This window comes from Polyangium jinanense (assembly GCF_028435365.1).
In genome coordinates, this window is the sequence record NZ_JAGTJJ010000065.1 from 13,511 (window position 1) to 37,631 (window position 24,121).

18 protein-coding genes are annotated in these 24,121 nt (G+C 68.8%); 7 read left to right on the plus strand and 11 right to left on the minus strand.

Annotated elements, in window-relative coordinates:
* Window positions 1–110: 110 nt before the first annotated feature.
* Together KEG57_RS47050 and KEG57_RS47055 are read right to left on the minus strand one after the other, a co-directional pair.
* On the minus strand, window positions 111–3,026 hold the full coding sequence (locus KEG57_RS47050; RefSeq protein WP_272459731.1) for a DUF7003 family protein: 2,916 nt from the start codon (window positions 3,024–3,026) through the stop codon (window positions 111–113).
* Window positions 3,027–3,145: 119 nt separating this feature from the next.
* Complete coding sequence (locus KEG57_RS47055; protein ID WP_272459732.1) at window positions 3,146–4,438, minus strand: hypothetical protein; 1,293 nt, start codon at window positions 4,436–4,438, stop codon at window positions 3,146–3,148.
* Window positions 4,439–4,594: 156 nt separating this feature from the next.
* Here KEG57_RS47055 and KEG57_RS47060 point away from each other — a divergent pair, with 156 nt between their 5' ends.
* Window positions 4,595–7,336, plus strand: a complete 2,742-nt coding sequence (locus tag KEG57_RS47060) for a PAS domain-containing hybrid sensor histidine kinase/response regulator (RefSeq protein WP_272423424.1) — start codon at window positions 4,595–4,597, stop codon at window positions 7,334–7,336.
* 8 nt (window positions 7,337–7,344) lie between these two features.
* Here KEG57_RS47060 and KEG57_RS47065 read toward each other — a convergent pair whose 3' ends face one another.
* The 3 genes from KEG57_RS47065 to KEG57_RS47075 form a co-directional block, all read right to left on the minus strand.
* Window positions 7,345–8,055 (minus strand): hypothetical protein, encoded by a 711-nt coding sequence (locus KEG57_RS47065; RefSeq protein WP_272423423.1) that lies wholly within the window; start codon window positions 8,053–8,055, stop codon window positions 7,345–7,347.
* Entirely contained in the window at window positions 8,052–8,876 is an 825-nt protein-coding gene (locus KEG57_RS47070) for a multinuclear nonheme iron-dependent oxidase (RefSeq protein WP_272459733.1), read from the minus strand. Before KEG57_RS47070 ends, KEG57_RS47065 begins: the two co-directional genes overlap by 4 nt.
* Before the next feature lie 122 nt (window positions 8,877–8,998).
* The gene (locus KEG57_RS47075) at window positions 8,999–9,622 is read right to left on the minus strand and encodes a hypothetical protein (protein ID WP_272423421.1); all 624 of its coding nucleotides are present in this window, start codon (window positions 9,620–9,622) and stop codon (window positions 8,999–9,001) included.
* 59 nt (window positions 9,623–9,681) lie between these two features.
* Here KEG57_RS47075 and KEG57_RS47080 point away from each other — a divergent pair, with 59 nt between their 5' ends.
* Both KEG57_RS47080 and KEG57_RS47085 read left to right on the plus strand, forming a co-directional pair.
* The gene (locus KEG57_RS47080; protein WP_272459734.1) at window positions 9,682–10,332 is read left to right on the plus strand and encodes a nuclear transport factor 2 family protein; all 651 of its coding nucleotides are present in this window, start codon (window positions 9,682–9,684) and stop codon (window positions 10,330–10,332) included.
* 64 nt (window positions 10,333–10,396) lie between these two features.
* A complete protein-coding gene (locus KEG57_RS47085) occupies window positions 10,397–12,847 on the plus strand; it encodes a DsbA family protein (RefSeq protein WP_272459735.1) in 2,451 nt (816 codons plus the stop codon).
* Between the two features lie 15 nt (window positions 12,848–12,862).
* Here KEG57_RS47085 and KEG57_RS47090 read toward each other — a convergent pair whose 3' ends face one another.
* Window positions 12,863–13,582, minus strand: coding sequence for a hypothetical protein (locus KEG57_RS47090; RefSeq protein WP_272459736.1), 720 nt, complete (start codon window positions 13,580–13,582; stop codon window positions 12,863–12,865).
* 71 nt (window positions 13,583–13,653) lie between these two features.
* Window positions 13,654–14,523, minus strand: a complete 870-nt coding sequence (locus KEG57_RS47095) for a hypothetical protein (protein WP_272459737.1) — start codon at window positions 14,521–14,523, stop codon at window positions 13,654–13,656.
* Between the two features lie 118 nt (window positions 14,524–14,641).
* Between KEG57_RS47095 and KEG57_RS47100 the strand changes: the two genes are divergently transcribed.
* Entirely contained in the window at window positions 14,642–15,871 is a 1,230-nt protein-coding gene (locus KEG57_RS47100) for a zinc-dependent alcohol dehydrogenase (RefSeq protein WP_272423416.1), read from the plus strand.
* On the opposite strand, the gene KEG57_RS47105 is transcribed toward KEG57_RS47100, so the two are convergent.
* The 3 genes from KEG57_RS47105 to KEG57_RS47115 are packed head-to-tail and all read right to left on the minus strand — an operon-like array spanning window position 15,787 to window position 17,734.
* A complete protein-coding gene (locus tag KEG57_RS47105) occupies window positions 15,787–16,788 on the minus strand; it encodes an HTTM domain-containing protein (RefSeq protein WP_272423415.1) in 1,002 nt (333 codons plus the stop codon). The two genes, KEG57_RS47100 and KEG57_RS47105, sit on opposite strands and share 85 nt — an antisense overlap.
* Window positions 16,766–17,299, minus strand: coding sequence for a hypothetical protein (locus KEG57_RS47110; protein WP_272423414.1), 534 nt, complete (start codon window positions 17,297–17,299; stop codon window positions 16,766–16,768). The genes KEG57_RS47105 and KEG57_RS47110 overlap by 23 nt, the downstream gene beginning before the upstream one ends.
* A 60-nt stretch (window positions 17,300–17,359) precedes the next feature.
* Entirely contained in the window at window positions 17,360–17,734 is a 375-nt protein-coding gene (locus KEG57_RS47115; protein WP_272459738.1) for a hypothetical protein, read from the minus strand.
* Window positions 17,735–17,902: 168 nt separating this feature from the next.
* Between KEG57_RS47115 and dhaK the strand changes: the two genes are divergently transcribed.
* The 3 genes from dhaK to ptsP are packed head-to-tail and all read left to right on the plus strand — an operon-like array spanning window position 17,903 to window position 21,946.
* Window positions 17,903–18,904: a dihydroxyacetone kinase subunit DhaK gene (gene dhaK, locus KEG57_RS47120; protein WP_272423412.1), complete on the plus strand. Its 1,002-nt coding sequence runs from the start codon at window positions 17,903–17,905 to the stop codon at window positions 18,902–18,904.
* A 1-nt stretch (window position 18,905) separates the two neighbouring features.
* Window positions 18,906–19,541, plus strand: coding sequence for a dihydroxyacetone kinase subunit DhaL (gene dhaL / locus KEG57_RS47125; RefSeq protein WP_272423411.1), 636 nt, complete (start codon window positions 18,906–18,908; stop codon window positions 19,539–19,541).
* Window positions 19,538–21,946 carry a phosphoenolpyruvate--protein phosphotransferase gene (gene ptsP / locus KEG57_RS47130; protein ID WP_272423410.1) on the plus strand — a complete coding sequence of 803 codons (2,409 nt, stop codon included), beginning with the start codon at window positions 19,538–19,540 and terminating at the stop codon, window positions 21,944–21,946. Before dhaL ends, ptsP begins: the two co-directional genes overlap by 4 nt.
* On the opposite strand, the gene KEG57_RS47135 is transcribed toward ptsP, so the two are convergent.
* On the minus strand, window positions 21,891–24,074 hold the full coding sequence (locus tag KEG57_RS47135) for an ATP-binding protein (RefSeq protein WP_272423409.1): 2,184 nt from the start codon (window positions 24,072–24,074) through the stop codon (window positions 21,891–21,893). The two genes, ptsP and KEG57_RS47135, sit on opposite strands and share 56 nt — an antisense overlap.
* Window positions 24,075–24,121: the final 47 nt, after the last annotated feature.

Below are 24,121 nucleotides of genomic sequence, written 5' to 3' on the forward strand. Positions count from 1 at the left end.
CGCAGTTCTTCCCCCTGAGGTCCAGGGCTTGCCCTGGTTCGGGTCGAGGGGCGAACAGCCCCCGCAGGGTCCGGGGCGGCGCCCCGGCGCGGCGGCCGAGTAAGGGAGTCCTACGCCTCGTCCTCGTCCTCCTCGTCGTCCTCGTCTTCATCCTCGTCGTCGAGCTCATCGTCCTGGGCGCCTTGCCGCCGCGCGTAGGCGCGCTCGTCCCGCTCGTCGAGCGCGGTGAGCAGCGCCCGCGCGATCTTGGCTTGGGGGCCACGCTGGTTCGCCTCGATCTCGGCGCGGATCTCCGGCCGCTCGAAGAGGGCCTGCGAGATCGCCGCGCGCGCCTCGGGGCGATCGGCGTAGAGCGCGAGCGCCATCCCGACCACCCGCGCCGAGGCGAGCCGCGCGAGCTGGCTGCCCACCCACGCCGCGTCCGCGACCTTCGGGATCCGCGCCTCGTACTTGCCGAGCATCTCCTCGCCCGCGAGCGACACGAGCAGCACGTCGGGCGCGGACGGAGGCGTCCTGCGATCGAGCAGTTTGTCGCGGACCCACGTCCGATCTTCCCCGGCGTGCGCAAGATCGAGCTCGCACCGCGCACTCCGCTCGGCCCCGGCGCGGCCGTGCAGCACGAGGTCGAGCATGCGCGGCGCCTCGCCCGTTTGTCCGGGCCGCCACGACGCCGCGAGCCGCTCGCGCAGCGGGCCCCGCTTCCCCTCCACACGACGCAGGACGAAGCCGAGCTCGAAAATCGCGCTCGCGAGCGCCGCCCTGTCCGACGCCCACGCCTCCGGCGAGAGTTTTCCGAGGGCCGCGACGAACGCCTCGATCGTCTCGCGCCCGCCGACGAGCGCCTCCAGCAAGAGCACGAACTCCGTGCCCACGTGTGCAGGCACGGTCCACGGCCGGAGGACGAAGTTCTCCACGAGCTTGCGCGCCTCGGCCGCGTACAGCATGCGATCGTTCTTCGAGGCCGCGAGCACGCCGCGATCCCCGGTCACCCACTTGCGCTCGGCCAGGCCCGCGACGCGCGCCCACATGCATGCCGTCCTGCGCGGCCAGAACTGGCGCACGACGGGCGACGACGCGTTCGTGAGGTGCAGGATCGCCTGCTCCGCCTGCCCCTTCTTGTTCTGCGCCGCGCCATGCAGGAGCCACACCCCGTGCGGAAAACCGCGCGCGATCGTGAGGCTCCAGTACGGCGTCACGCCGACCCCCGCGGCCGGCGTCTCCGGCTCGATCGGATCGTCGCCCTCGGCCCAGGCGTCGCCGCCCGCGTAGCTGCGCAGCTCCGCCGCACCAGGGATCCAGCACTCGGGACGCGCGTTCGCCCGGCCCGGGAGACGCGTGATCTTCCGACGCGCGCGCAGCGCCTCGACCATCGCCACGAGGTCCATCGATCGCGAGGCCGGCTCGCCCGCGGCGACGTACTCGAAGTCGTCGAACGAGAAGAGCCGCGTCGCGCCCTGCGGGATTGCCGCGGCCACGCGCAGATCACGATCGGCCGCGAAGATCATGTCGCGATGCCGGCGGCACAGATCCACGACGAGTGCCTCGGCCGGCGTCACGAGCCTGAGGGTTCCGCGCGAGGCCTCGGGCAGCGCCGCGAACGCGCGCGGCAGGCGGTAACTCGCGCGCAGCGGATCGCCGTTTTGCCGCACGGCCGCGCGCTTGACGTGCACGATCATGTCGTCCGACGGGAGCGGCAGCGGCACGATGCGCGGACCGTCGGAGCCCGCCGTGGGCCGGCCCCTCTCGTCGCGCTCGCCGAGCAGGACGATCTGGTTCGTGATGCCGTCGACGTAGTCGTCCGCGTCGATCTCCACGCTCTGGAGCTCGTCGCGGACGGTGTCGATGAGCTCGTCGTCGCGCCCCGAACGTTTGCCCGCGCCGGGCCCATACGCCGCGAGCTCCCAGCACGCGAGCACGCCCGATCCCGGGTGATGCAGGATCTGCTCGATGACGAGCACGTCGCCCTTCTGCGACGCGTACCCCGTGATCCGCATCGCGGCCGTCGTGTAGTTCGCGTTGTCCCAGCTGGGCAGATCGAACTTGCGCGCCGCCTCGTCGAGCTCCGCGATGCTCCAGAGCGGACCGCGCGGTTCGTCGATCGCCTCGGACTCGGCGAGCAGCCGCTCCACCTCCTCGGGCAAACGCGTCCGCGGCAGGTTGAACTGCTCGGCGATCCGCTTGGCCGCCTCCTCGCCGAGCGACGCCTCGATCGCCTCGCGCACCACGCCGCCGAGCGCCGCGGCGCGATCTCGCAAGAGCTCCGCCGCGCGCGGGTTCCCCTCGTCCGCGAGCGTCGCGAGCGCACCGTATGCATTCGGGTGACGCGTCATCCACCGCCGCGCCACGTCGAGACCGTCGTCCTTCGTGGCTGCGTCGGCGCGCGCGCGCTCGTCGTCCTCGTCCTCGTCCGCGCCCGGATCGTCCGCGTCTTCCTCGTCGTCCTCGTCCTCGTCCTCGTCGTCGCTCTCGTCTCCGTCGTCGTCCGACGTGGACGCGTCCTCCACGAGATCGCTCTCTTCCGCCTCGATCTCGCTCCCCGTGCTCGCGAGCTCCACGATCGATTGCACGCGCAGCGCGACCTCGAGCGCCTCGCGCGTCCCGATCGCGAGCAGGCACGGCACCACGCACCACGGCACGTTCACGAGCGCGCCGTCGCCTTCGATGCGGCTCTCGATCCAGGGCAGGATCCCGTCTCCGTACCGATCGTGCAGCGCGGTGTTGTCGCGGCCGCGCACCTGGAACTCCCAGCGGATGCGCCGCCCGTGCTTCACGAACTCGGCCGCGTCCTCGAGCGACAAGAGCGCCGCCCACACGCGGTCGCTCTCGAACACCATCGTTCCTCCGGCCGAACGGCCTTCACCCTTGCGGAAGACCTCGGCCGGCTCGACGAGGCGGCGCGCCTCGCTGAGCGACATGAGCCCACGCCCGTCGCGGCGGGACACACGCGCGTCCCGCATGGCGATGCTCACCGGCGAGGATGGATCGAACCACCGGGGCGCGGTCTTCGTGACGTGTTCCTTCTTCATCAACTTGCTCTGCGCGGGCCGATGCTAGCGAGCGCCCAAGCGTCTGGCTACCCTCGCCAAACGAGCGGAGGCGAGAGCGGTAACAGAAGCGGGAGCGCCGGTGGTCTCGGCGCTACGCCTCACCCTGGCATTGCGTGCGCCAAGAGCCTGGCGCCGTCCTTGAAAAGGACCTCGATCTTTCCGCCATCCACACGGCGCACGAGGCCACGTCCGAACTTCATGTGCTCCACGAGGTCGCCCGGGGCAAACCTCGCGGTCGTACGATACGGCGTCGCCGCCTCCTCCATGCGCCCGGCGAGCGCCTCTTTCCAGGCGCGCTCGTTCCGCTCGGCCTCGCTCTCCACGGGCTTCGGCGGCGCGGGGTCGCGGAGCGGATCCCAGCCGTGCGCGTACCGCAACATCGACGCGGCGAGCGCCGGATGCGCCGCCGCCCAGCGATCGTCGAACAGGATCCACTGCTCGTGGCCGAACGCACTCGACGTGTGCGGGCAAAACAGCGCCGCGTGCTTGCCCACCTGCACGATCGCCTTCGTGGGATCGCCGTCCAGCTTGAACGCCGTACCCACCTTGTAAAACTCACCCTCCGCGTGCTGATGCGCGCCCACGCCGAGCAGGGTGTGGTTCGTCTGAACGACGACCTCACGCAGCGGATACGCCGCGCATTTCGCGAGCGCCGGCGCGATCGAGATCTGGCCCGGCTCGATCATCGCTCGCAGGAGCCGGAGCTCCACCGGCCACGTGTCGAGCCACTCCTTCGACCACGACTCCGGCTTCTTCGTCGGCACCACAGTGCGCAGGTGCGACGCGAGATCGGGCAACCGCACGCCGGGGATCGCCACGGCTTGGCCCGGGATCGATTCACCATCGTAGGACGTGAGCAGACAGGCGTACGTCGTCCCCTCGCCTTCGCCGCGCGGCAGGACCAGCTCCGGTTCGAAGGGCGGCGTGAACGGGCCGTCCGCGTCGCCCTCCGGCAGCTTCGGCTCCTCGTGCAGCAGCCATGACACCCGCTCCGGCTGCTTGCGCGCGACCTCGTCGTCGAAGAAGAAGTACGCAAGCATGACCTCGTCGTCGTCCGTCAGCACGCGGAGCGAGTGCTCGTCGATGCGCACATTGCCCGGACCTCCCTCGACGTAGAGGTGCTTGCGCAGGATCTTCTCGAGCTCGGCCGTCGACTTCGGCGCCGTGAGCCCGTGCTCCTTCACCGCCTCGAACACCGTGCCGAACCCGTACACGTAGCCGCCGAGCTCGTCCTCGTAGAAGCTGCTCGGCTCCTCGGCCTTCTTGGCCTCGATCATCTTCCCGGAGAACCACGCAAGGATCGACGGCGCGTCGAGGCGCCGCACCCGACGCGAAAGCGGCCCTTCGTAGTGCGATCGATACACGAACCAGATCCCGGGTGCCTCGCTCACGACCAACCGATCCTTCCTCGGCTCCACAGCGGCCGCGCAGTTTGCCCCGGCGCGGGGCGAACGTGAAGGGGCAAGCCTTACGTCTTCGCGGGCGCGCGGCCCGTCGCCGCGCCTGCTTGCGATCATGGGCACGGCGCCCCACGTGTCGATGGATCCATGGCCGAGCCTCGTGCAGGTGCTGCCCCCGCGGAGGACCGATGTCGACGCATCCTCGACAGCCTGCCCGGGCTCGTCTGGGCGTGCCGGGCGGACGGCGCGTGCGACTTCGCCAACGCCTCGTGGGTCGCGTACACGGGCCTCCCCGCGCCGGAGCACCACGGCCTCGGCTGGCAACGCGTGCTGCACCCCGACGACCAGGCGCGCGCCGCTCGGGCGTGGGCCTCGGCGCTCGCCTCGGCCGGATGCTTCGAGATCGAGGCCCGCCTCCGCCGGCACGACGGCGTCTACCGCTGGTTTTCGCTCCGCAGCGCGCCGAGCCGCGACGATCACGGCGCCGTCCTCGCGTGGTCCGGCATCGCCGTCGACGTCCACGAGCAGCACGAGCACGCGCGCCACGACGCCGCGGATCTCGCGCGCGCCTTCGACGTGCTCGATCGTGGCGAGCCCTGCTTCGTCCTCGATCACGAGTTCCGCTACGTCTTCGTGAACCCGAGCCAGGAGCGCCTAAGCCAGACGAGGCGGAGCGAGACGCTCGGGCGGACCGTCTGGGAGGCCTTTCCTTCGGTCGCGGGCCCGCATTCACGCTATTTTCGCGAGTACCACCGGGTCATGCGCGAGCGCGTGCCCGTCGAGTTCGACGCGTACTACGCGCCGCTCGATCTCTGGACGCACGTGAACGTGTACCCGACGAAGGAGGGCGGCATCGCCGTCTTCTTCCACGACGTCACGGCGCGCAAGCGCGCCGAGGAAGAGCGCGGGCGGCTCGTCGTAGCGCTGCGCGAGACCGCGGCCCGCGCCAACCACAGCCGCGCGCAGCTCGAAGCCGCCTTCGAGGCGATCCCGGACGGCATCGTCGTCTTCGACATGAAGGGCCAGGTGATCCTCGTGAACAGCGCGGAGGCGGCGCTGCACGACCTCACGCGCGCCGAGCAGCCGCGCCTCGAGTACTTCGCCGCGCACTTCCAGCTCACCGATCTCGACGGCCGCGTGCTCCCCGTCGACGCATGGCCGGTCTCGCGCGTGCTGCGCGGCGAGTCCTTCGCAGGCTGGCAGCTCCACGCGCGGCGTCTCGACATGGGGCGGGAGTGGTTCCTCAGCTTCAGCGGCGAGCCCGTGCGGGACGAGGAGGGCAAGCAGATCCTCGGGCTCGTGGTCACGCGTGACGTCACCGAGTTCAAGCGCGCCGAGGAGGCGCTCCGGCAGAGCGAGGCGCAGTACCGCGCGTTCTTCGAGATGGCGATCGTCGGCATGGGCCAGCTGGATCCCGCGACGGGCCGGATCCTGTGCGTGAACGATCGGTACTGCGACATCACCGGCTACAGCCGCGAGGAGCTGCTCTCGGGCTCGGTGCGCGACTTGACGCACCCCGACGATCGCCACGACGACTGGGAGAGGTACAGCCGCATGGTCCGCGGCGAGGTCGACGAGTACTGCGCGGAGAAGCGGTACATCCGCAAGGATGGCCGGATCATCTGGGTGCACGTCGCGGCGCGGATGATCCGCGACGCCGCGGGCAAGCCGATCCGGAGCGTGGGCATCCTGGAGGACATCACGCAACGAAAGGAGGCCGAGCAAGCGCTGCGCGAGAGCGAGGCCGCGCTGCGCTCCGCGGATCGGCACAAGGACGAGTTTTTGGCGATGCTCTCGCACGAGCTCAGGAACCCGCTCGCGCCGATCCGCAACGGCCTCTACATCCTGGAGCACGCCGCGCCGGGAGGGCCGCAGGCGCTTCGGGCGCACGCGGCGATCGAGCGGCAGGTCACGCACATGACGCGGCTCATCGACGACCTGCTCGACGTGACGCGGATCTCGCGCGGCAAGATCCAGCTCCAGCGCGAGCGGGTCGAGCTCGGCGAACTCGTGCATCGCATCGCCGAGGATCTCGGGCCGACGTTCGAGCAAGCGGGCGTGGAGCTCGCGGTCGAGGTGGAGCCGGCCTCCCTCTACGTCGACGGCGATCCCACGCGGCTTGCGCAGGTCGTGGGCAACCTGCTGACGAACGCGGTGAAGTTCACGCAGCGCGGGGGGCACGCGTTCCTGTCGGTGAGGCGCGAGGGCAACCAGGCCGTCGTGCGCGTGCGGGACGACGGCGCGGGCATCGCGCCGGAGACGCTGCGGCACGTGTTCGAGCCCTTCGTACAGGCAGATCGCACGCTCGATCGGAGCCGCGGAGGGCTCGGGCTCGGGCTGTCTTTGGTGAAGGGGCTCTGCGAGATGCACGGCGGGACGGTGACGGCCGAGAGCGCGGGGCTCGGGCGAGGCGCGGTGTTCACGGTGCGGCTGCCGCTCGTGCCGACGATCGCGCGGAGCCTCGCGGCGGTGCCGACGGCGGCGCCGCGGGAGCCGGCGCAGCGGGTGCTCGTCATCGAGGACAACGTGGACGCGGCGGAGACGCTCCGCGATGCGCTCGGGATGGGCGACCACGTGGTGGAGGTGGCGTTCGCGGGGCCCGAGGGAATCGAGAAGGCGCGGCGCTTCGAGCCGGACGTGGTGCTCTGCGACATCGGCTTGCCGGGCATGGACGGATATGGCGTGGCGCGGACGATGCGCGCCGATCCAAAATTGCGGTCGGTCTACCTGGTGGCGCTCAGCGGTTATGCGTTGCAGGAGGACGTGGAGCGATCGAGGCAAGCGGGCTTCGACCGGCACATGGCGAAGCCGCCGAGCTTGACGGCGCTGGAGAAGATGCTCTCCGAGGTCGGGCGCGCGAAACTCGAGGAGGCGGCGGGGACGGGATAGGCGCTCCGTCAGCGGCCGAGCCCGAGCCCCGCGAGGTGCTCGAGCGACGCTTGCAGCACGACAGCGGCGATATGATGCTTGCGCGCGATCTCGACCGGGCTCTCGGCCGAGACGAGCAGATCCGCGAGAAAGGGCGTGATGGGCCCGTGGATGAGCCTTCCGCGCGCCGCGGCGTACAGCGTGGGCCCGGCCCGCCGGCTCACCGCGACGAACCCTTCCGGAATGGTACGGATCTCCGCCGGCACGGTGAAATCCGGGTGCGGGCTCATGACGAGCGCCTTCATCATCGCCGTCAGAAACTCTGCCTCCAGAATCGCGCCGTCGCCGATCCCGCGCGCCTCACAGAACCGAAAGAAGGCCTCTTCGAGGCAAACCCCGGGACCTGCGTGGGAATGCTCGCGATACGTATCGAACGCCGGCGACTCCAGGAACGACGACAGCAATTCCCCGAGCTCGTGATCCTCGGGATGGCTTTCCCTCCACGCGTCCACGGTGCGCGCATACGTCGACAGAAGCCCGCCGCTCCCCCGGTACGTGCGCTGAACGAGCTCCGCGCGCACCCGCTCGGCTGCCTTTTGGAGCTGCGCCGGATCGATCGAAAGAAGCGACTGCAAATCGTCAGCCGACACGTCGAGCTCGTCCACGCGCCCCGCGAGGAAGGCCGCGAGGTACGAGCGATGATGCAAGAGCCGGTCGAGCGCGCGATCGAGCGAGATCATGACGACCAGGGGCGCACGGCGTCCCGGAGCCGCTCGAAGCTCGCGACGGTCTCGGGGGCGAGCTGCCCTTCCGCGTCGAGCCTCGGATCTTCGTAGGTGATGGCGGACAGGTGCGGACAAAGGGGAAGGAGACGGCGGAGGAGCTCCAGTTGCTCGTCGAGCAGCACGCCGTGATGGCAATCCATGAACGAATCCTCTTCGATCTCGCATCCCGAGAGGTGAATCTCGAAGCAATGATCGAGCGGGAGCCGTTCCAGATCGCCAAACAGCGCTTCGCCCCGCTTGCCGAGCAGCCATTGATACGAAAGGAGATGCCCCACGTCGAGCGTGGCCGGCGACCTCGTCTCCTCCACGACGGCCCGGAAAAAGTCATAGGCGTGCATCTGGCCGATGCAAAAACTCGTTCCGTCGGAGAATCCGGGAAACTCCACGAAAAGCGGCGCGGATAGCTTCTCTTGCACCTCGGCCGTGTTCCGGATGGCGGCGTCGAGACCCGCGGGCGTGAGGTACGGCGGGAGTGGATAGGGCAAGGGCCTGCCATGGATCGACCAGAGCCCGAGATCCTCGTTCACCCACGCAAACTGGTACCGGTCGACGAGCGCGTTCGTGAAATCGAGGATCCGGCTTCGATCGTAGGCTTCGAGCGCGCCCAGGTTGAAGGTCGTCTGGTGGAGGGCGCGCACGGAAAACGCCGGAATGCGGGCGAACAGATCGTCGTAGGCGTCGAAGTAATCGCGTGGATCGAGGCGATTTCTGCTCCGGGGCTGGAACGACGTGAACAGGTACCGAAAGGCCCCAGCGTGGGACGATAGAAATCGCACGACCGGATCCGTCGCGTGATCCCCACGCCCGGGCTCATGGGCGAACCCGACGGGGGCGCCCCAGGGGAGATCCATTCCGACCCCCAGCCCGAGGCGTCCTTTCACCTCGGGAAAACGGGCCCTCACAGGTCCTTGGTCGCGTTCACGATGCTCGCGAGCTTCCCGGCGCGCTCGCACGTGACGGCCTTGGCGGCCTGGAGATCGGCCTCGCAGGGCCGATTGTAACAGCTCGCGTTGTTCTTGGGCTCTTCCTTGATCAGCCCCCCGACTTGCACGATATGGAGCGCATTCAGCGCGGCGACGTTCTTGTCGATGGTCGCGTCGTCGCAGGCGTTCGGTACGGGAGACTTCACCGCGGCTTCGGCGACGTCGACCAGTTTGCCCAGGCGTATCATGGCGATCCGTTCGTGCTTGCAGCTCGAATAACAACTGGGCGTATGCCCAGGCATATCCTGGGCGAGGGAACGCACGTCGACCACCTCGAGCGCGCGCAGCCGGGCGAAGTTCTCATTCGAGGCCAGGAAGGCGGCTTTGGCCGCCTCCAAGTCGGGCTCTGCTTCGGTGTCCGCCTGGCTGGGAGGCAGCCGGGCGAAGTTCTCATTCGAGGCCAGGAAGGCGGCTTTGGCCGCCTCCGGGTCGGGCTCTGCTTCGGTGTCCGCCTGGCTGGGAGGCGACCCGGCCGCGGCACCGGCACAACCGGCCAGCGCGCCGACCGCTCCGGCGACGAGGGCAACTCTCAACTCCACGGAAGCTCCTTGCGAAGGGGCGCGACGCGCCGTCCTGAAATCTCAGCATAGAGGGGCTCGTGGTCGAAGTCACGTTGCTCGCGCACATCCGCCTGCCGTTTCCGCTCCACGTCCGCTATCCTTGGCCCATAGACATGCGCCGCTCCACGCTCCGCCTGCCCTCGCTTTTTGCGCTGCTGCTGTCGAGTTGCGCCGCGCCTCCGCCGACGCGCGCTCCCGTCGACGTGGTTGTCCTGGCCTCGCGGCCCGCGCAAGCCGCCCCGGAGGTCGAGGATTCGCCGCGACAGCCGGCGCCGCCCTCCTCCGCGCGTTACATCCTGAAGTCCGACGTGCCCAACACGCCGGAGAACGCCGCCGTGATCGCCTTTTGCGAGCGCTACCGCACGGCCGTCGAGGAGAAAAACGTCGATCTCCTCGTCTCCATGGCCGCGCCCGATTACTACGAGGATGGCGGGAACGTCGACCCGGCAGATGACGTCGACGCCCAGGCGCTCGAAAGTTATTTGCGAACATCGTTCGGAAATGCCCAGGAGATCCGGTACGAGATTCACTACCGCCGCATCGTGCGCGAGAACGACGTCATCCTCGTCGATTACTTCTATACCGCGACGTATCGCTTCGCCGGGGCCCAGCCGAAGACCCTCTCCGACGACAACCGGATGGTGCTGGTCCTCGCCGGAGACGGCTTCCTGATTCAGAGCGGGATGTGATCCCATGGCCTTCCCCGCCCGACTGTCATCGGGTAGTCTCCCGCACCCCGATGGAGGATTTCCGATGAGCCACGCACGTGGACGGCGCTGCGCGGCGCTCGTCTCGACCGTCCTGGTTTTGCTCGCCGCTTGCGCGCCACCGCCTTCCGTGCAGCCTACGACGGCGAACCAGGACAAACCCGTCACCGTGCCCGCCCCCGAGATGGCCGACGAGGGCGAGGGCGCGGCCGAAGGTGCGGCGGCGTTCCCCGACCCCGGGACCTTCATCCCCGTCGGGCCCAAGGATCCCATCTGGGGAAACGCGCTCGCCCCGGTCACGATGGTCATCTGGGGCGACTTCGAATGCCCCTTCACGTCCCGGCTCATGGCCACGCTCGCCCTCCTGCAGGAGCAATACGGGCCGGACAAGCTGCGCGTCGTCTGGCGACACAACCCGCTCCCCTTCCATAAAAATGCCCGCCCCGCGCACCTCGCGGCCGAGACCGTGCTGCGGCTCGGGGGCGCGGGCGCATTCTGGAAGTTTCACACTCTCGCCTTCCAAAACCAACGCTACCTCGAACCGCAGTCGTTCACCGCGTGGGCTGCGGAGAGCGGCGTGGATCCTTCGGCCTTCCAGGCCGCCTTCGATCAACAACGTTTTGCCGCGAACGTGGACGCCGACATGGCCTTCGGCAAGAAGGTCGGCGTCACCGGGACCCCGGCTACGTTCGTCAATGGCATTTTCCTCTCCGGCGCCCAGCCCATCACGAGGTTCCAGGAGCTCATCGACGCCGAGCTCAAAGAGGCCGCCGCGCTCCGGCGCTCGGGCATCGACCCCGAGCACGTATATGCCGAGCTCTCGGAGCGGAACCGTGAGAAAACGCCGTCGCCCCCGCCATCCTCCCCGCCGCCGGACACGACCACGGTCTGGAAGGTGCCCCTCGCCGGCTCCCCGGCGCGCGGCAAATCATCCGCGCTCGTGACGATCGTGATGTTCGGCGATTTTCAGTGCCCCTTCACCAAGCGCTCCCTCACGACGATCGCCGAGCTCGAGGCCAAATACGGCGACAAACTGCGCCTGGTCTTCAAGCACAACCCCCTACCCTTCCATACGCGCGCCGAGCCGGCCGCGGAGTTCGCGATCGAGGCCGGCGCGCAAAAAGGAGAGGCTGCGTTCTGGAAGGCGTTCCAGGCGCTCTTCGATACCCAGGAGCGCCTCGCGGATGCCGATCTCGAAAACCTCGCGATCGCGCTCGGCCTCGACGTCAAGCGCGTGAAGAAGGCGATCGCATCACACGCGCATGCCACGCGTATCGAGGGAGATCAAGATCTGGCCGAGGACCTCAAGGCGTCGGGCACGCCTCATTTCTTCGTCAATGGCCGGCGGCTCATCGGAGCCCAGCCCCGCGAGCAGTTCGAGGCCATCATCGACGAAGAGATCACGAAGGCGGGAAAACTCGTCGCCGGCGGGACGCCGGACGCGCAGATCTACGATGCCCTCCAGAAGGACGCGAAGGCCCCCGCCCCCATGGAGAGGCTCCTCGCCCCCGCGCCCACGAAGGACAATCCGGGCAAAGGCGCGCCGGCGGGCGCAGCGGTGACCATTCAAATGTTCGCCGATTTCCAGTGCCCCTTCAGCAAACGCGTGCAGGCGGATGTCGAGCAGCTCCTCGCCGCCTATCCGGGCAAGGTCCGTGTCGTATGGCGGCATTTGCCGCTTCCCTTCCACAGACAGGCGCAGCTCGCCGCCGAAGCCTCCGTCGAGGCCTTCCGGCAAAAAGGCGAGGCCGGCTTCTGGGCCTTCGCGGCGCGCCTCTGGGAGGATCAATCCGAGCAGGGCTTGAGCCGCCCCTCGATCGAGCGCAAAGCCGCCGAAGCGGGGCTCGACGTAGCGAAGCTCTCGGCGGCGCTCGACGCGCGCACGCATTGGAAAGCGGTCCAGGCCGATCGGGAGCTCGCCGAGCGCCTGAACATCTTTGGCACGCCGGCCTTCGTGATCAACGATTACTTCATGAGCGGCGCGCACCCCCTCCGCACCCAAAAGCGCTACGTCGCCAAGGCCCTGAAGCGCGAGCCCATCACCCCCGACACCTTGAAGGCCGACGCCCGCAAGCCCGCGCCCCTCGTGGCGACAAACCCGCCGCCCCTGAGCCCGCCGCCGTCCCCGGCGCCGCCTGCGCCCGCACCTACGGCCTCGGCGGCGACAACCGCGGGGCGCATGGGAGCGAAGCACCTCATCGTCATGTATGCGGGCTCGAAGCGCGCGCCCGCGCACGTCACGCGCACGCGGGCCGAGGCACTCGCGCGCGCGGAGGAGGCGCGCAAGCGATTGGCCGCAGGGGCGAGCTTCGAGGACATCGTCGCGCAGTACAGCGACGAGCCGGGCGCCGCGCAACGCGGGGGTGACCTCGGCACGTTCCCGCGGGGCGCGATGATCCGCGAATTCGAGGAGGCCGTGGACAAACTATCGGTGGGACAAACGAGCGGCGTCGTGGAGACGCCGTTCGGATTTCACATCATCCTGCGGACGCAGTAGCAGCGCCTCCGGCCGTCAATCGATGCAGACGAACCCCGTGAACCGGTAGACCTGCTCCCGGTCCGCGACCCTCACCCGCCCGCTGTTCGGCACGAAGTAATCCACCGCCGACGTCGGGTGCAGCCCGCATCCGCAGAGCTCCATGTCGAACAGCCGCACCCGGAATCCTCCGCGGACGCGCCGGATGTTCGTCGTCTCGATTCGATCCACGAGGAAATCACGCCCGTCGTCGATGTCGATCGAGTACTCCGGATCGGCCGTCGTCAGCGCGACCGCGAAACCGAGCGCCTCCGCCTTCGAGGTCACCGGGGCAAAGCGATCGATGAAAATCGCCGCCGTGTCGATGAGTTCGAAGTTCCCGCCGCCCGTCGCAAGGAGGTATCGCCGCTTCTGCGGCAGCATGCAGCCGAGGTTGACGATCCCCACCGGCGACCCCTCGCGCGCGTCCGCGTTGCACTCCGCGATGGCCACGCGCGACGCGAGGCCGCCGAGCGCCTCGTCGATACGGAGGGTATTTCCGAAACACCCGAATGGCTGAATCGTCGAGGATGCCGAGCAATCCAGCGTGTCGTCACTGCGGACGCAGCCGGCGTCGAGGAACGGCGCCACGTTGACCGCGGGCACGCGGGGCGGAGGATGCTGGATGATGATCGGCTCCCGGGCCGAGGCCTCCGCCGCGTACCCCGTCACGAGACCGAGACCAAGCGCGAGAATCGGAAACAGGTTCTTCTTCATGGTTATGCCCTCCAGGCGTACCTAAACCGGTCCGCCTGGGTGGCAAGCGCCTGCTCTCGAGGCTGTCTCCGTCAAAATCGCAAAATCCCGTTCTCCACGACGACGCCCGTGTTCCCCTTTTGCGCCTTGACGAGCTCGACCCGCGTGCGGCCCTCCGACAGCAGCATGATCCCCCCGATGAACCCCGCCGCGCCGATGCCGAGCGTGACGAGGCCGATCGTGCGGACCGTGTTGATCTGCCTCGCCGGATCCGGGACTTCGGGCGTCGGGGTCGTGTCGATCGTGTAACTCATACCGGCGATCGCGACGCCGCTGAGCACGAAAAAGCCTCCCAGCACGGTCCCCAGGAAGCCCCCCGTGAACCGGGCCATGCTGACGCCTTTGACGCGCGCGGTCACGTGGCCCTCCAGGCCCTCGAGACGGAAAGACTCGGTTGGCACCATGCCGGGGCCGCTGATGAAAAATCGATGGCCGTCCCGTCCGTCCACGAGCTTGTCGCACGGCGCGCGACACATGAATTTCGTGATCGTATTGGGTCCAACGTACTCTGGCTGGTGGTGCCCGCCCCCCACGTCGCCGTCGATCCGCGCGAGCTCCAGGTCGGGCCAGTTCGATTCGATGTGGACAAGCGGCCCGCCCTCCGCCGGCGCGAGCGGCGCAGGCGCGGGCGTCGGCGCGGGCGCGGCGGAGCCCTGCGTGCCGCCGACGATCTTCGCGATCTCGGCCCACGGGATGACGCTCTGCTCGCCCGCGATGATGACGATGACGCGTTGCCCCGGCTCGACGGTCACGATCGTGCCGCGCATCGTGCCGCCATTCTTGAGCTGAATCTCGGCAGCCTCGGTCTTGACCTCGGCCGCGCCCTCGTCCGCCCGCGCCACACCCGCGAACGAGCACCCCACGAGCGCCACTACGCCCACGCACCGTGCAACGAAGCTCATGCATACGTCATAGAGCAAACGAGCGCGTGCGTGAAGAGCCCACCGAGCGCTCCGAGGCATATTCCTCCCTGGGCAAGGCGGGCCCTTGGCGTTAGGGCCCTGGCAAGGGGGAGGTCGCATGAAAGCCGTCGTGTTTCACGGGGTCGGGGACATCCGGCTCGATGACGTGCGGGAGCCGAAGATCAAAGAGCCGACAGACGCCATCGTGCGCCTGACGGCGAGCGCCATCTGCGGGACGGATCTGCACTTCGTCCGCGGGACGATGTCCGGGATGAAGCCGGGCACGATCCTCGGGCACGAGGGGGTCGGGATCGTCGAGGAGCTCGGCAAGGACGTGCGAAACCTGCGAAAGGGCGACCGCGTCGTCATCGCCTCGACCATTGCCTGCGGCACCTGCTCGTACTGCCGGGCCGGATATCAATCGCAGTGCGACAAGAATCCGAATGGCAAGCAGGCGGGGACGGCCTTTTTCGGCGGGCCCATCCAGAGCGGCCCGTTCGACGGCCTCCAGGCCGAGTTTGCCCGCGTCCCCTTCGCGAACGTGGGCCTCGTCAAGCTGCCCGACGGCGTGAGCGACGATCAGGCGATCCTGCTCTCGGACATCTTCCCCACGGGGTATTTCGGCGCCGAGCTCGCCGAGATCACGCCGGGCGACACCGTGGCCGTGTTCGGCTGCGGCCCCGTCGGGCTCTTCGCCATCGTGAGCGCGCAGATGCTCGGCGCGGATCGGATCCTCGCGGTCGACACGGTCCTCTCGCGCCTCGAAATGGCGCGCGCGCTCGGCGCGGAGGTGATCGATTACAACGAGGAGGATCCCATCGAGACGATCCTGCGCCTCACGGACGGGATCGGCGTGGACCGTGCCATCGACGCCGTGGGCGTCGACGCGAACCGGCCGCACGCAGGGCCGGCGAAGGTCAGCCGCGAGGAAAAAAAGGAAGCCGAGCGAATGGTCGAGCAGGTGGCGCCGAAGACGCACGAGGTCGGCGACAACTGGCACCCGGGAGATGCCCCGTCACAGGCCCTCACCTGGGCCGTGGAGGCGCTCGCGAAGGCTGGGACGTTGTCCATCGTCGGCGTCTACCCGCCGCAGATGAAATGGTTCCCGATCGGGATGGCCATGATGCGCAACCTCACGGTGAACATGGGCAATTGCCCGCACCGCCGGTACATCCCGAAGCTGCTCGAGCACGTCGCGAGCGGCGTCGTGGATCCCACGAAGATCCTGACGAACCGGGAGCCGCTCGTCTCCGTGATCGACGCCTACAAAGCTTTCGATCGGCGCATGCCCGGCTGGGTCAAGGTCGAGCTCTCGCCGGGTGCCGTCCCGGCAAAAAAGGCGGCCTGATCGGGGCGCGGCTCGGGAGAGATCCCGAAGAGCGCGAAGTTCAGCACGCACATGATGATGCCGAAGAAGTGGAGGCCGAGGAAGACGGCGATTCCGAGGTGGAGACCCAGGACCGCCGTGAGCCAGAGCCTCCGCGTGCGACGCGGCCAGATGAAGACGCAATAGCCGATCTCGACGACGAGCGTGGCAAGGCAAGCGAGCTGTGCGAGCGCGGGGTACTGGGCGAGCCAGGACATGTCGAACCTGCGATAATCCGGGAGCGAGAGGGCCCGGAAGATGAGTTCGCCGTTCCACCAGTCGAGGAGCGTCGCCTTCTCCACGCCGCTCGCGAAATACGAGATGCACAGGTGTATTTGCATGATCCGTAGCCCGACCCGCGCCCCCGCCGTGGGCGCGCGCGAGGCGCCCGAGATCAAGGCGTCGAGCGAAGCCGCGCGACCGACCGGGACCCAGATCGCGTAAAATAGAAAGATGTGCGCATACTGATCCACCCCGTACATCAGCGGGGCTGCGCTGTTCATCAGCGTCCAGTGGAGAAACCACGCGAGCGCGGCGGCCGCGCGCGTGAAGAGGCCGAGGCCGAGCATGACGAGGGCCACGACGTAGGCGGCGCCGATCGCACGAAGGGCCGCCGCCTCTCCGACGCCGAGCGGGGACAACCAGGCGAGCAGATCACCCGTCCGCGGCCCGAACGTGGGGCCGAAAGCGCGGTTCAGATCCCCCTGGAAGAGGCCGTCGCGCGAGAACCAATCGAAAAACTCCGCGTGGACGACGGCCGCCTGCACGAGGAGCACCGAGGCGAGGCCGATCCGCAAGGCCGCGAGGGGCCTTGCCGTGGCCGGCGCGAACAGGAACACGTCGAGGGCCCGGCACGCGCCGGCCCTCGGGGATGAATCATCCAGAATGGGCGCTTCCATGACGTGCCTCGAGCCGCGGGCGCGGCTTTCGGAACCTCGCATCGTAGAATCGGCTGACTCGTGGCTCGCGGCCGCTCCGGTGCTCGTCCATCAAGACCACCACGAAATACTCGACGCGCACGACGACCTCGCGCGCCTCGGGGTGCCTTTCGAACATCTTCGCGGCGAGTGACTTGGCCAGCTCGCGCCGGAGCGCGGGTTCGGCGGTCTCGAACTCGCCCGCGATGTGCGCGACGCGGAGCTCGGCCTCGTGGCTCGCGCCCGTGCCGAGGGAGTGCGTGGTCCGCCGGCCCTCGGCGTCGATCACGTCCACGTGGAGCACGAACTGGCCATGATCCCTGGACGTGAAAAAGTCGTATTCACATCCGGCGCCGGAGGCGAGTCCGTAATGGTCGAGGAGCCGCCCGATGGGCCCGACCTCGCGGAGCTCCACGCCGGCCGCCCCGAGCGTCACGAGGAGCAAATGGGCGGCGGCCAGGACGAGCAACCATCGGCGCGGTGTCGATCGCATGGTGGTTCCTCCCAGCGCCGCCCGCAGGCCCTCCCTGCGGGCGACGCTCCTCGGAATACCTCAGTGGTCCCAGCCGCCGTGATCCCAGCCGCCGTGATCCCAGCCCCCGCGACGATGGCCGCCGTCCCAGCCCCCGCGACGATGGCCGCCGTCCCAGCCCCCGCGACGATGGCCGCCGTCCCAGCCCCCGCGACGATGGCCGCCGTCCCAGCCCCCGCGACGCCGCTGCGTCTCCAGCGCGGAGCTCCCTTCGTCCACGTTCTCGTCGACGTCCTCGTCCACGGACCCGTCGACGAGCGCGTCCACGGTTTCCTCGACGAGCTCCGGTGCCGGTGCCGGGATATCGGCCCGCGCCGCGAGCGGCGCCGCGACCACGGCGAGCCCCGCACCGAGGATGCCTACCACGAACAAACATTGAATGCGATTTTTGACCATCAATCCCCCTCCTCTCCGCAACCTGCAGTCGCAGCGCAGAACGGCAAGTCGCCCCAGGCGGATCGCTCGCCTGGAAGCTTTTCCCTCTCCATTCTCCGCCCCCTCCGCTCCCGCCTCCTGCCGATTCCTCTCGCGGGCCGCTCCCGTCTTTCGGTATCCTCCGCCCCGATGAAGAAGCTCCTCAACGCGCCTTCCGATCTCGTGAAGGAGGCCCTCGCGGGCATGGCCGTCGCTCACCCGGATCTCCTCCGCGTCCAGCTCGACCCGGCGTTCCTCGTGCGCGCCGATGCGCCCGTGCGTGGCAAGGTCGCCGTCCTCTCCGGCGGCGGCAGCGGGCACGAGCCGTTGCATGGCGGGTTCGTCGGGCGCGGGATGCTCGATGCCGCGTGTCCCGGCGCGGTGTTCACGAGCCCCACGCCCGATCAGATCCTCGAAGCCACGCGCGCCGTCGACGGCGGCGCGGGCGTCGTCCACGTCGTCAAGAACTACACGGGCGACGTCATGAATTTCGAGATGGCCGCCGAGCTCGCGCGCGACATGGGAATCGCCACGGAGACCGTGCTCGTGAATGACGACGTGGCCGTGGAGAACAGCCTTTACACGGCGGGACGTCGCGGCGTCGGCACCACGGTGCTCGTCGAGAAGATCTGCGGCGCCGCGGCCGAGGCGGGGCGCGGTCTCGCGGACGTCGCGGCGCTAGGCCGGCGCGTGAACGATCACGGGCGCAGCATGGGGCTCGCGCTCACGCCGTGCACCGTACCGCACGCGGGAAAACCCTCGTTCGAGCTCGGGCCGGACGAAATCGAGGTCGGCATCGGCATTCACGGCGAGCCCGGGCGGCGGCGCGCGAAGCTCGAACCGGCCGATCGGCTCACGGAAATGTTGATGGATCCGATCCTCGACGATCTCCCGTTCCGGGCCGGGAAGGACGTGCTCCTTTTCGTCAATGGCCTCGGCGGCACGCCGCTGCTCGAGCTTTACGTGGTGTTCCGCAAGGCGCACGAGCTCGCGGCGGCGCGGGGCCTTCGGGTCGTGCGGAGCCTCGTCGGTCCTTACATCACGTCCCTTGAAATGGCGGGCGTGTCCATCACGCTGCTCGAGGTCGACGAGGAGATGGTCCGGTACTGGGATGCGCCCGTGCACACGGCGGCGCTGCGCTGGGGGGTTTGACGTGGGACGCGAGGTGTTGAACGGAGATGCCGTGGTCGTCTGGATCGAGCGTGCGGCCGCGGTGATCGTGGAAAATGAAAAATACCTGACCGAGCTCGATGCGGCCATCGGCGACAGTGATCACGGGGCGAACATGGCGCGCGGTTTTTCGGCCGTGCGCGGCAAGCTCGCGGGGCAACCGCGGGAGGATGTCGGCGCGATCCTGAAGACCGTGGGCATGACGTTGCTCTCGACCGTCGGGGGCGCGAGCGGTCCGCTTTATGGGACCTTGTTCCTGGAAGCGGCGAAGATCGCGGCTGGAAAAGCCGAGCTTGATCGGACGGCGATCCAGCAATCGCTTGCGGCCGGGCTCGCGGGCATCCAGAAGCGGGGCAAGGCCGAGCCGCTCGACAAGACGATGGTCGACGCGCTGGGACCGGCGATCCAGGCATTCGAGGGCGCCGCGGGGGTAACGCTCGCCGAGGCGCTCGCGCGGGCGGCCGAGGCGGCGCGGCAGGGCGCGGAGGCCACGATTCCGCTCGTGGCGCGCAAAGGACGGGCGAGTTATCTCGGGGAGCGGAGCGCGGGCCATCAGGATCCGGGCGCCACGTCGATGTGGCTTCTCGTCCGGAGCCTCGCCGAGGCAGCAGCGGAATGAGCAAAACGACGGTCGGGCTCGTCCTCGTCTCCCATAGCCGCGCCCTCGCGGAGGCGACGCGCAAGCTCGCGACGCAAATGACGGGCGACGCGGTGATCATCGAATGCGCGGCGGGCGTCGGGGAGGCGGGCGAGGAGCTCGGCACCGATGCCATGGCCATCGTCGCGGCACTCGAACGCGCGGCCGGTGCGCAAGGCGCGGTCGTCTTGATGGATCTCGGCAGCGCGCTCTTGAGCGCCGAGACCGCGCTCGAACTCGTGGATGCGTCGATCGCTGCGAAGACGCGGCTCTCGTCGGGGCCGTTCGTCGAGGGCGCGGTCGCCGCGGCGGTGCGCGCGGCGGGCGGCGGGAGCCTCGACGAGGTCGCGGCCGAGGCGCGGCGGGGGCTCGTGGCCAAGGAGGAGCAGCTCGGGGAAGCCGCGCCCGCACCAGTGCCGGTCGAAAAGACCGCTGAAAACGAGACCTGGGAGGATGCCGAAATCGTGGACCCGCACGGCCTGCATGCGCGGCCCGCGGCGCGGATCGTTTCGCGTGCGTCCCAGTTCGACGCGAAGATCACGGTCGAAAATCGAACGAACGGCAAGGGGCCGCGGACGACGGACAGCGTGATTGCCCTCGCGGGGCTCGGTGCGCGGTGCGGCCACGTCTTGCGAATCGCCGCGACGGGGCGCGAGGCGGAGGCCGCCGTCCGCGCCCTCGCGGCCCTCGTGCGCGAGGCCGGGACGAAGGATGCTCCCCCGCCGCAGGCGACGGCGGAGGCCACAAAGGGCCGCGGGATTCCCATTGCAGCCGGGGTCGCCGTGGGTCCTTGTGTTCGCCTGCAAAGGGCCACCCTCCGTTTGTCTGACCATTCCGTCGACGATCCGGCCGCCGAGCTCGAAAAGCTCACGGCCGCGCTCGACCGGGTCGAGCGGGAAATCCGCTCCGCCTTTGGTCGCGACGACATGGCGACCATGCACGGCGCGCTGCTCCGAGATCCCGTCATCCTGCGGACCGCTCGCGAGCTCGTCACGGAATCTCGCCACAATGCCGCCATCGCTTATCATTCCGGCGTCAATCGTGCGGCCGAGGCCCTCGCGAGCGCGGACGACCCGTACATGCGCGCCCGCGTCGCCGATTTGCGCGACATCGAGCTCGCCGTCCTGCGCGCGCTCGGCGCCGCGCCCGCGGTGGCCTTGCCCGAAGGCCCGCCGGCCATTCTCCTCGCTGACGAGCTCTTGCCGAGCGAAGCCGCGCGCCTCGATCCGGCCCGCGTGCTCGGCGTCGTCGACCTGCGCGGCGGCCCGACCTCCCACGCCGCGATCCTCCTGCGAGGCGCGGGGATTCCCGCCGTCTTCGGCGCCGCGGCTCTCTTGCAGGATCTGCCCGAATCCCCTGCCCGTCTTGGCCTCGACGGCGGGACCGGCGAGGTGTGGATCGATCCGGCCCCGGCGATCACGGCCGCACTCGAACGCCGTCGCGCCGAAGAACGGGCGGCGCGGCTTTCCGCGGCGACGTTTCACGGCAAGGTCACCATTCCCTCCGGCCCCACGGTCGAGCTCTGGGCCAATGCGGCGAGCCCGCTCGAAGCACGCGCCGCCAAGGAAGCGGGGGCCTTCGGGATCGGCCTTTTGCGTACGGAAATGTTTTTCCTCGACCGCAGCGACGCGCCCGGCGAGGACGAACAAGCGGACCTGTACGCCGAGGTCCTCGCCGCCTTCCCCGGCGCGCCCATCGTGATTCGCACCCTCGACGCGGGCGGCGACAAGCGCTTACCGTGGCTGCACGTTCCTCCCGAGGAAAACCCCTACCTCGGCCTGCGTGGCATTCGCCTCTCCCTCGATCGGCCCGATCTGCTGGAGACGCAGCTCCGCGCGATTCTCCGCGCCGGGCGAGGCCGGGACGTGCGGATCATGATCCCGATGGTCTCGACGGCATCCGAGATCGAGGCCACGAAGGCCATCCTCGCGCGCGCCGCGAACGCGCTCGACGCCGCGGGAAAACCCCATCTTTGGCCCGTCCCGCTCGGCATCATGGTCGAGGTGCCGGCGGCGGCGCTCCTCGCGGAACGGCTCACGCCGCATGTCGATTTCTTCAGCATCGGGACGAACGATCTCACGCAATACACGCTCGCGGCGGAGCGCGGCCATCCGAGGCTCGCCGCGCTCGCGGATGCGGGGCATCCGGCGGTATTGGATCTCGTGGGTCGGGTGGTGAAAGCGGGCCAGGCGGCGGGGCGCGCCGTGTCCGTATGCGGCGAGGCTGCGGCAGATCCGAAACTCGCGGCGACGTTCGTCGGGCTCGGGATCACGCGTCTCAGCATGGGGCCGGCGGCGATTGCACGCGTGCGCGCCGCGCTCGCGGAAGAGGCTACCCGGCCGCCCGAAACCCCGAAAGAGACGGGTCCCGCGGCAGCTCGACGCTGAAGCACGAGCCCACGCCTGGCTCGCTCGTCAGCCGTATCGCGCCCCCGTGCGCTGCAACGATTTCCCGCGCGACGTACAATCCCAGCCCGAGCCCCCCGAGCGACTTCCCTGAGCACCGCTCGAAGCGCCCGAAAATGCGCTCGTGGTCCTCCGGCACGATGCCGAGCCCGTGATCTTGCACGGAGAGGATCGCCAACCCCCCGTACGCCATGACGCGGATTTCGATCGGTCGACCGAGGCCGAACTTGATTGCATTGCTGAGCAGGTTGACGACGACCTGCTCGATGCGCAGGCGATCCCACCGGCCGGTCACGCCCAGCTCCGCCCGGAGCTCGCTCCGCGAGCCCGCCTTGGCCAAAAGCTCCTGGAACCGGTCCACCGTGCCACGCACCAGCGCGGGCAGGTCGACCTCCTCGAGCTCCAGAGCGAACTGTCCCTGGGCGATACGCGACACGTCGAGCACGCTGTCGACGAGCTGGAGCTGCAGCTTGAGCGGCGTGAGCGGCGTGCAGACCTCAGGCGACGCGATGGAGACGAGGTCCTCGCGGATGCGGGCCGTCTCCTGCGCCTCGCGGTAGAGGCGCGCATTGTCGATGGCGATCGCGGCCCGGCGCGTCACATCCGTGACCAGCTCGAGGTCGGCGCCATCATAGCTGCGACCCGGCGCGGACGAGACGATGCTCAGCACCCCGAGCGTTTGCCCGCGCGCCACGAGCGGCACGATCATGGAGCTCCCTGTCCCGAGCGCGCGGCTGAGCCTCACGTGCCCGTCATCCACGGCGAATTGCCGCACGGCTTCGTCGGTGAGATCTGCGGGCAAGAGCAGAATTGGCTGACCTGTCCGCAAGACCCTGGCCGCCGGGTGGGGGGAATCCCAGCGAGGAGGATACCGGCGTCGTAGCTCGTCGAGCAACGGCTCCTTCGCGGGGTCCTTGTGTGCGCCGGAGATGCGTCGGATCTCTCTGCCTTCCACGACGTCAATCACGCACCAATCGGAGAGCGATTGCACGCACAGTTTCCCGAGGCGCGCGAGCGTCTCATTGTAATCGAGCGACTCTGCGAGGAGCGCCCCAGCCTCGGCCAGGAAGGCCGCGCGACGCTCCGCCTCCTCGGCGGCTGCGCGGGCCTGCTGCTCTTGCGCGAGGAGCCGGATACGCTCCTCCTCGATCCTCTTCCGCTCCGTAATGTCGGTCGAGATGCCGCAGACCGCGTACGGGGCGCCGGCGTTGTCGCGGAGGGGAAACTTGAGGGTGATGTACGTGTGGAGGCCGTCGTCGTGCGGCGCCACGGCCTCCGTTTCCACCGCACTTCCGGTGGCGAACACCCGCTCGTCGATCGCGCGAAAGGCATCTGCGCATTCGGCAGGGAACACATCATAGTCAACCATGCCGATGATGCCCTCCCGAGTGACCCGGAACAGCTCCTCGAAGTGGCGATTGACGAACAGATAACGCCCTTCCCGATCCTTCACGTAGATCACCGCGGTCGAGTTATCGATGATGGCCTGCAAAAGCTGCTGGTTCGCGCGCAACGCCTTTTCAGCACGCCTTCGCTCGGCGATGTCGCGCGCGAGCTGTGCATTGATTCTGGTGAGCTCGGCCGTGCGCTCTGCCACCTGCGCTTCCAGGCGCTCCTTGGCCTGGGCCTCTTCCCTCAGGCGAGCATCGATGGCTAGAAGCGATCGCAGGTCGGCTTCGATGACCTGGCGGAACTGCACGAGCAACCTCTGCGATACGTCGCTGTACGCGTTCTTTTTACAGTCCAGCACGCAGATGGTCCCGAAGACGTCTCCGCCGGGCCAGAGGATCGGAAAGCCTAGATAGGAGATCAGCCCCAGACTGGCGTCCGGACTCGATCGCCATTTTTCGTCGGACAACGCATCGGCGATCAGCAGCGGCCGCCGGGTGCTCATCACCGCCTCGCAATAGTACCCGGCGTTGGTGCACGCCCGTTCGTCGACCGGGTAAGGGTTGCCCCTCGATTCGCTGGAGGCGACGACGACCATCTCGGGCGGCTCGATCTTCACGATCAACGCCGCGGGGATCTGCAGGATCTCGGCGAGGAGATCGACGATTTCTTGCCACTTGTCGGTGATTTCCCGAGGGATCTCGACCCCTGTCGTGCCCATCGCCTGCACCTCGTGTTTCCGGCTGAACCGCCATCGAGTGCGAGCGC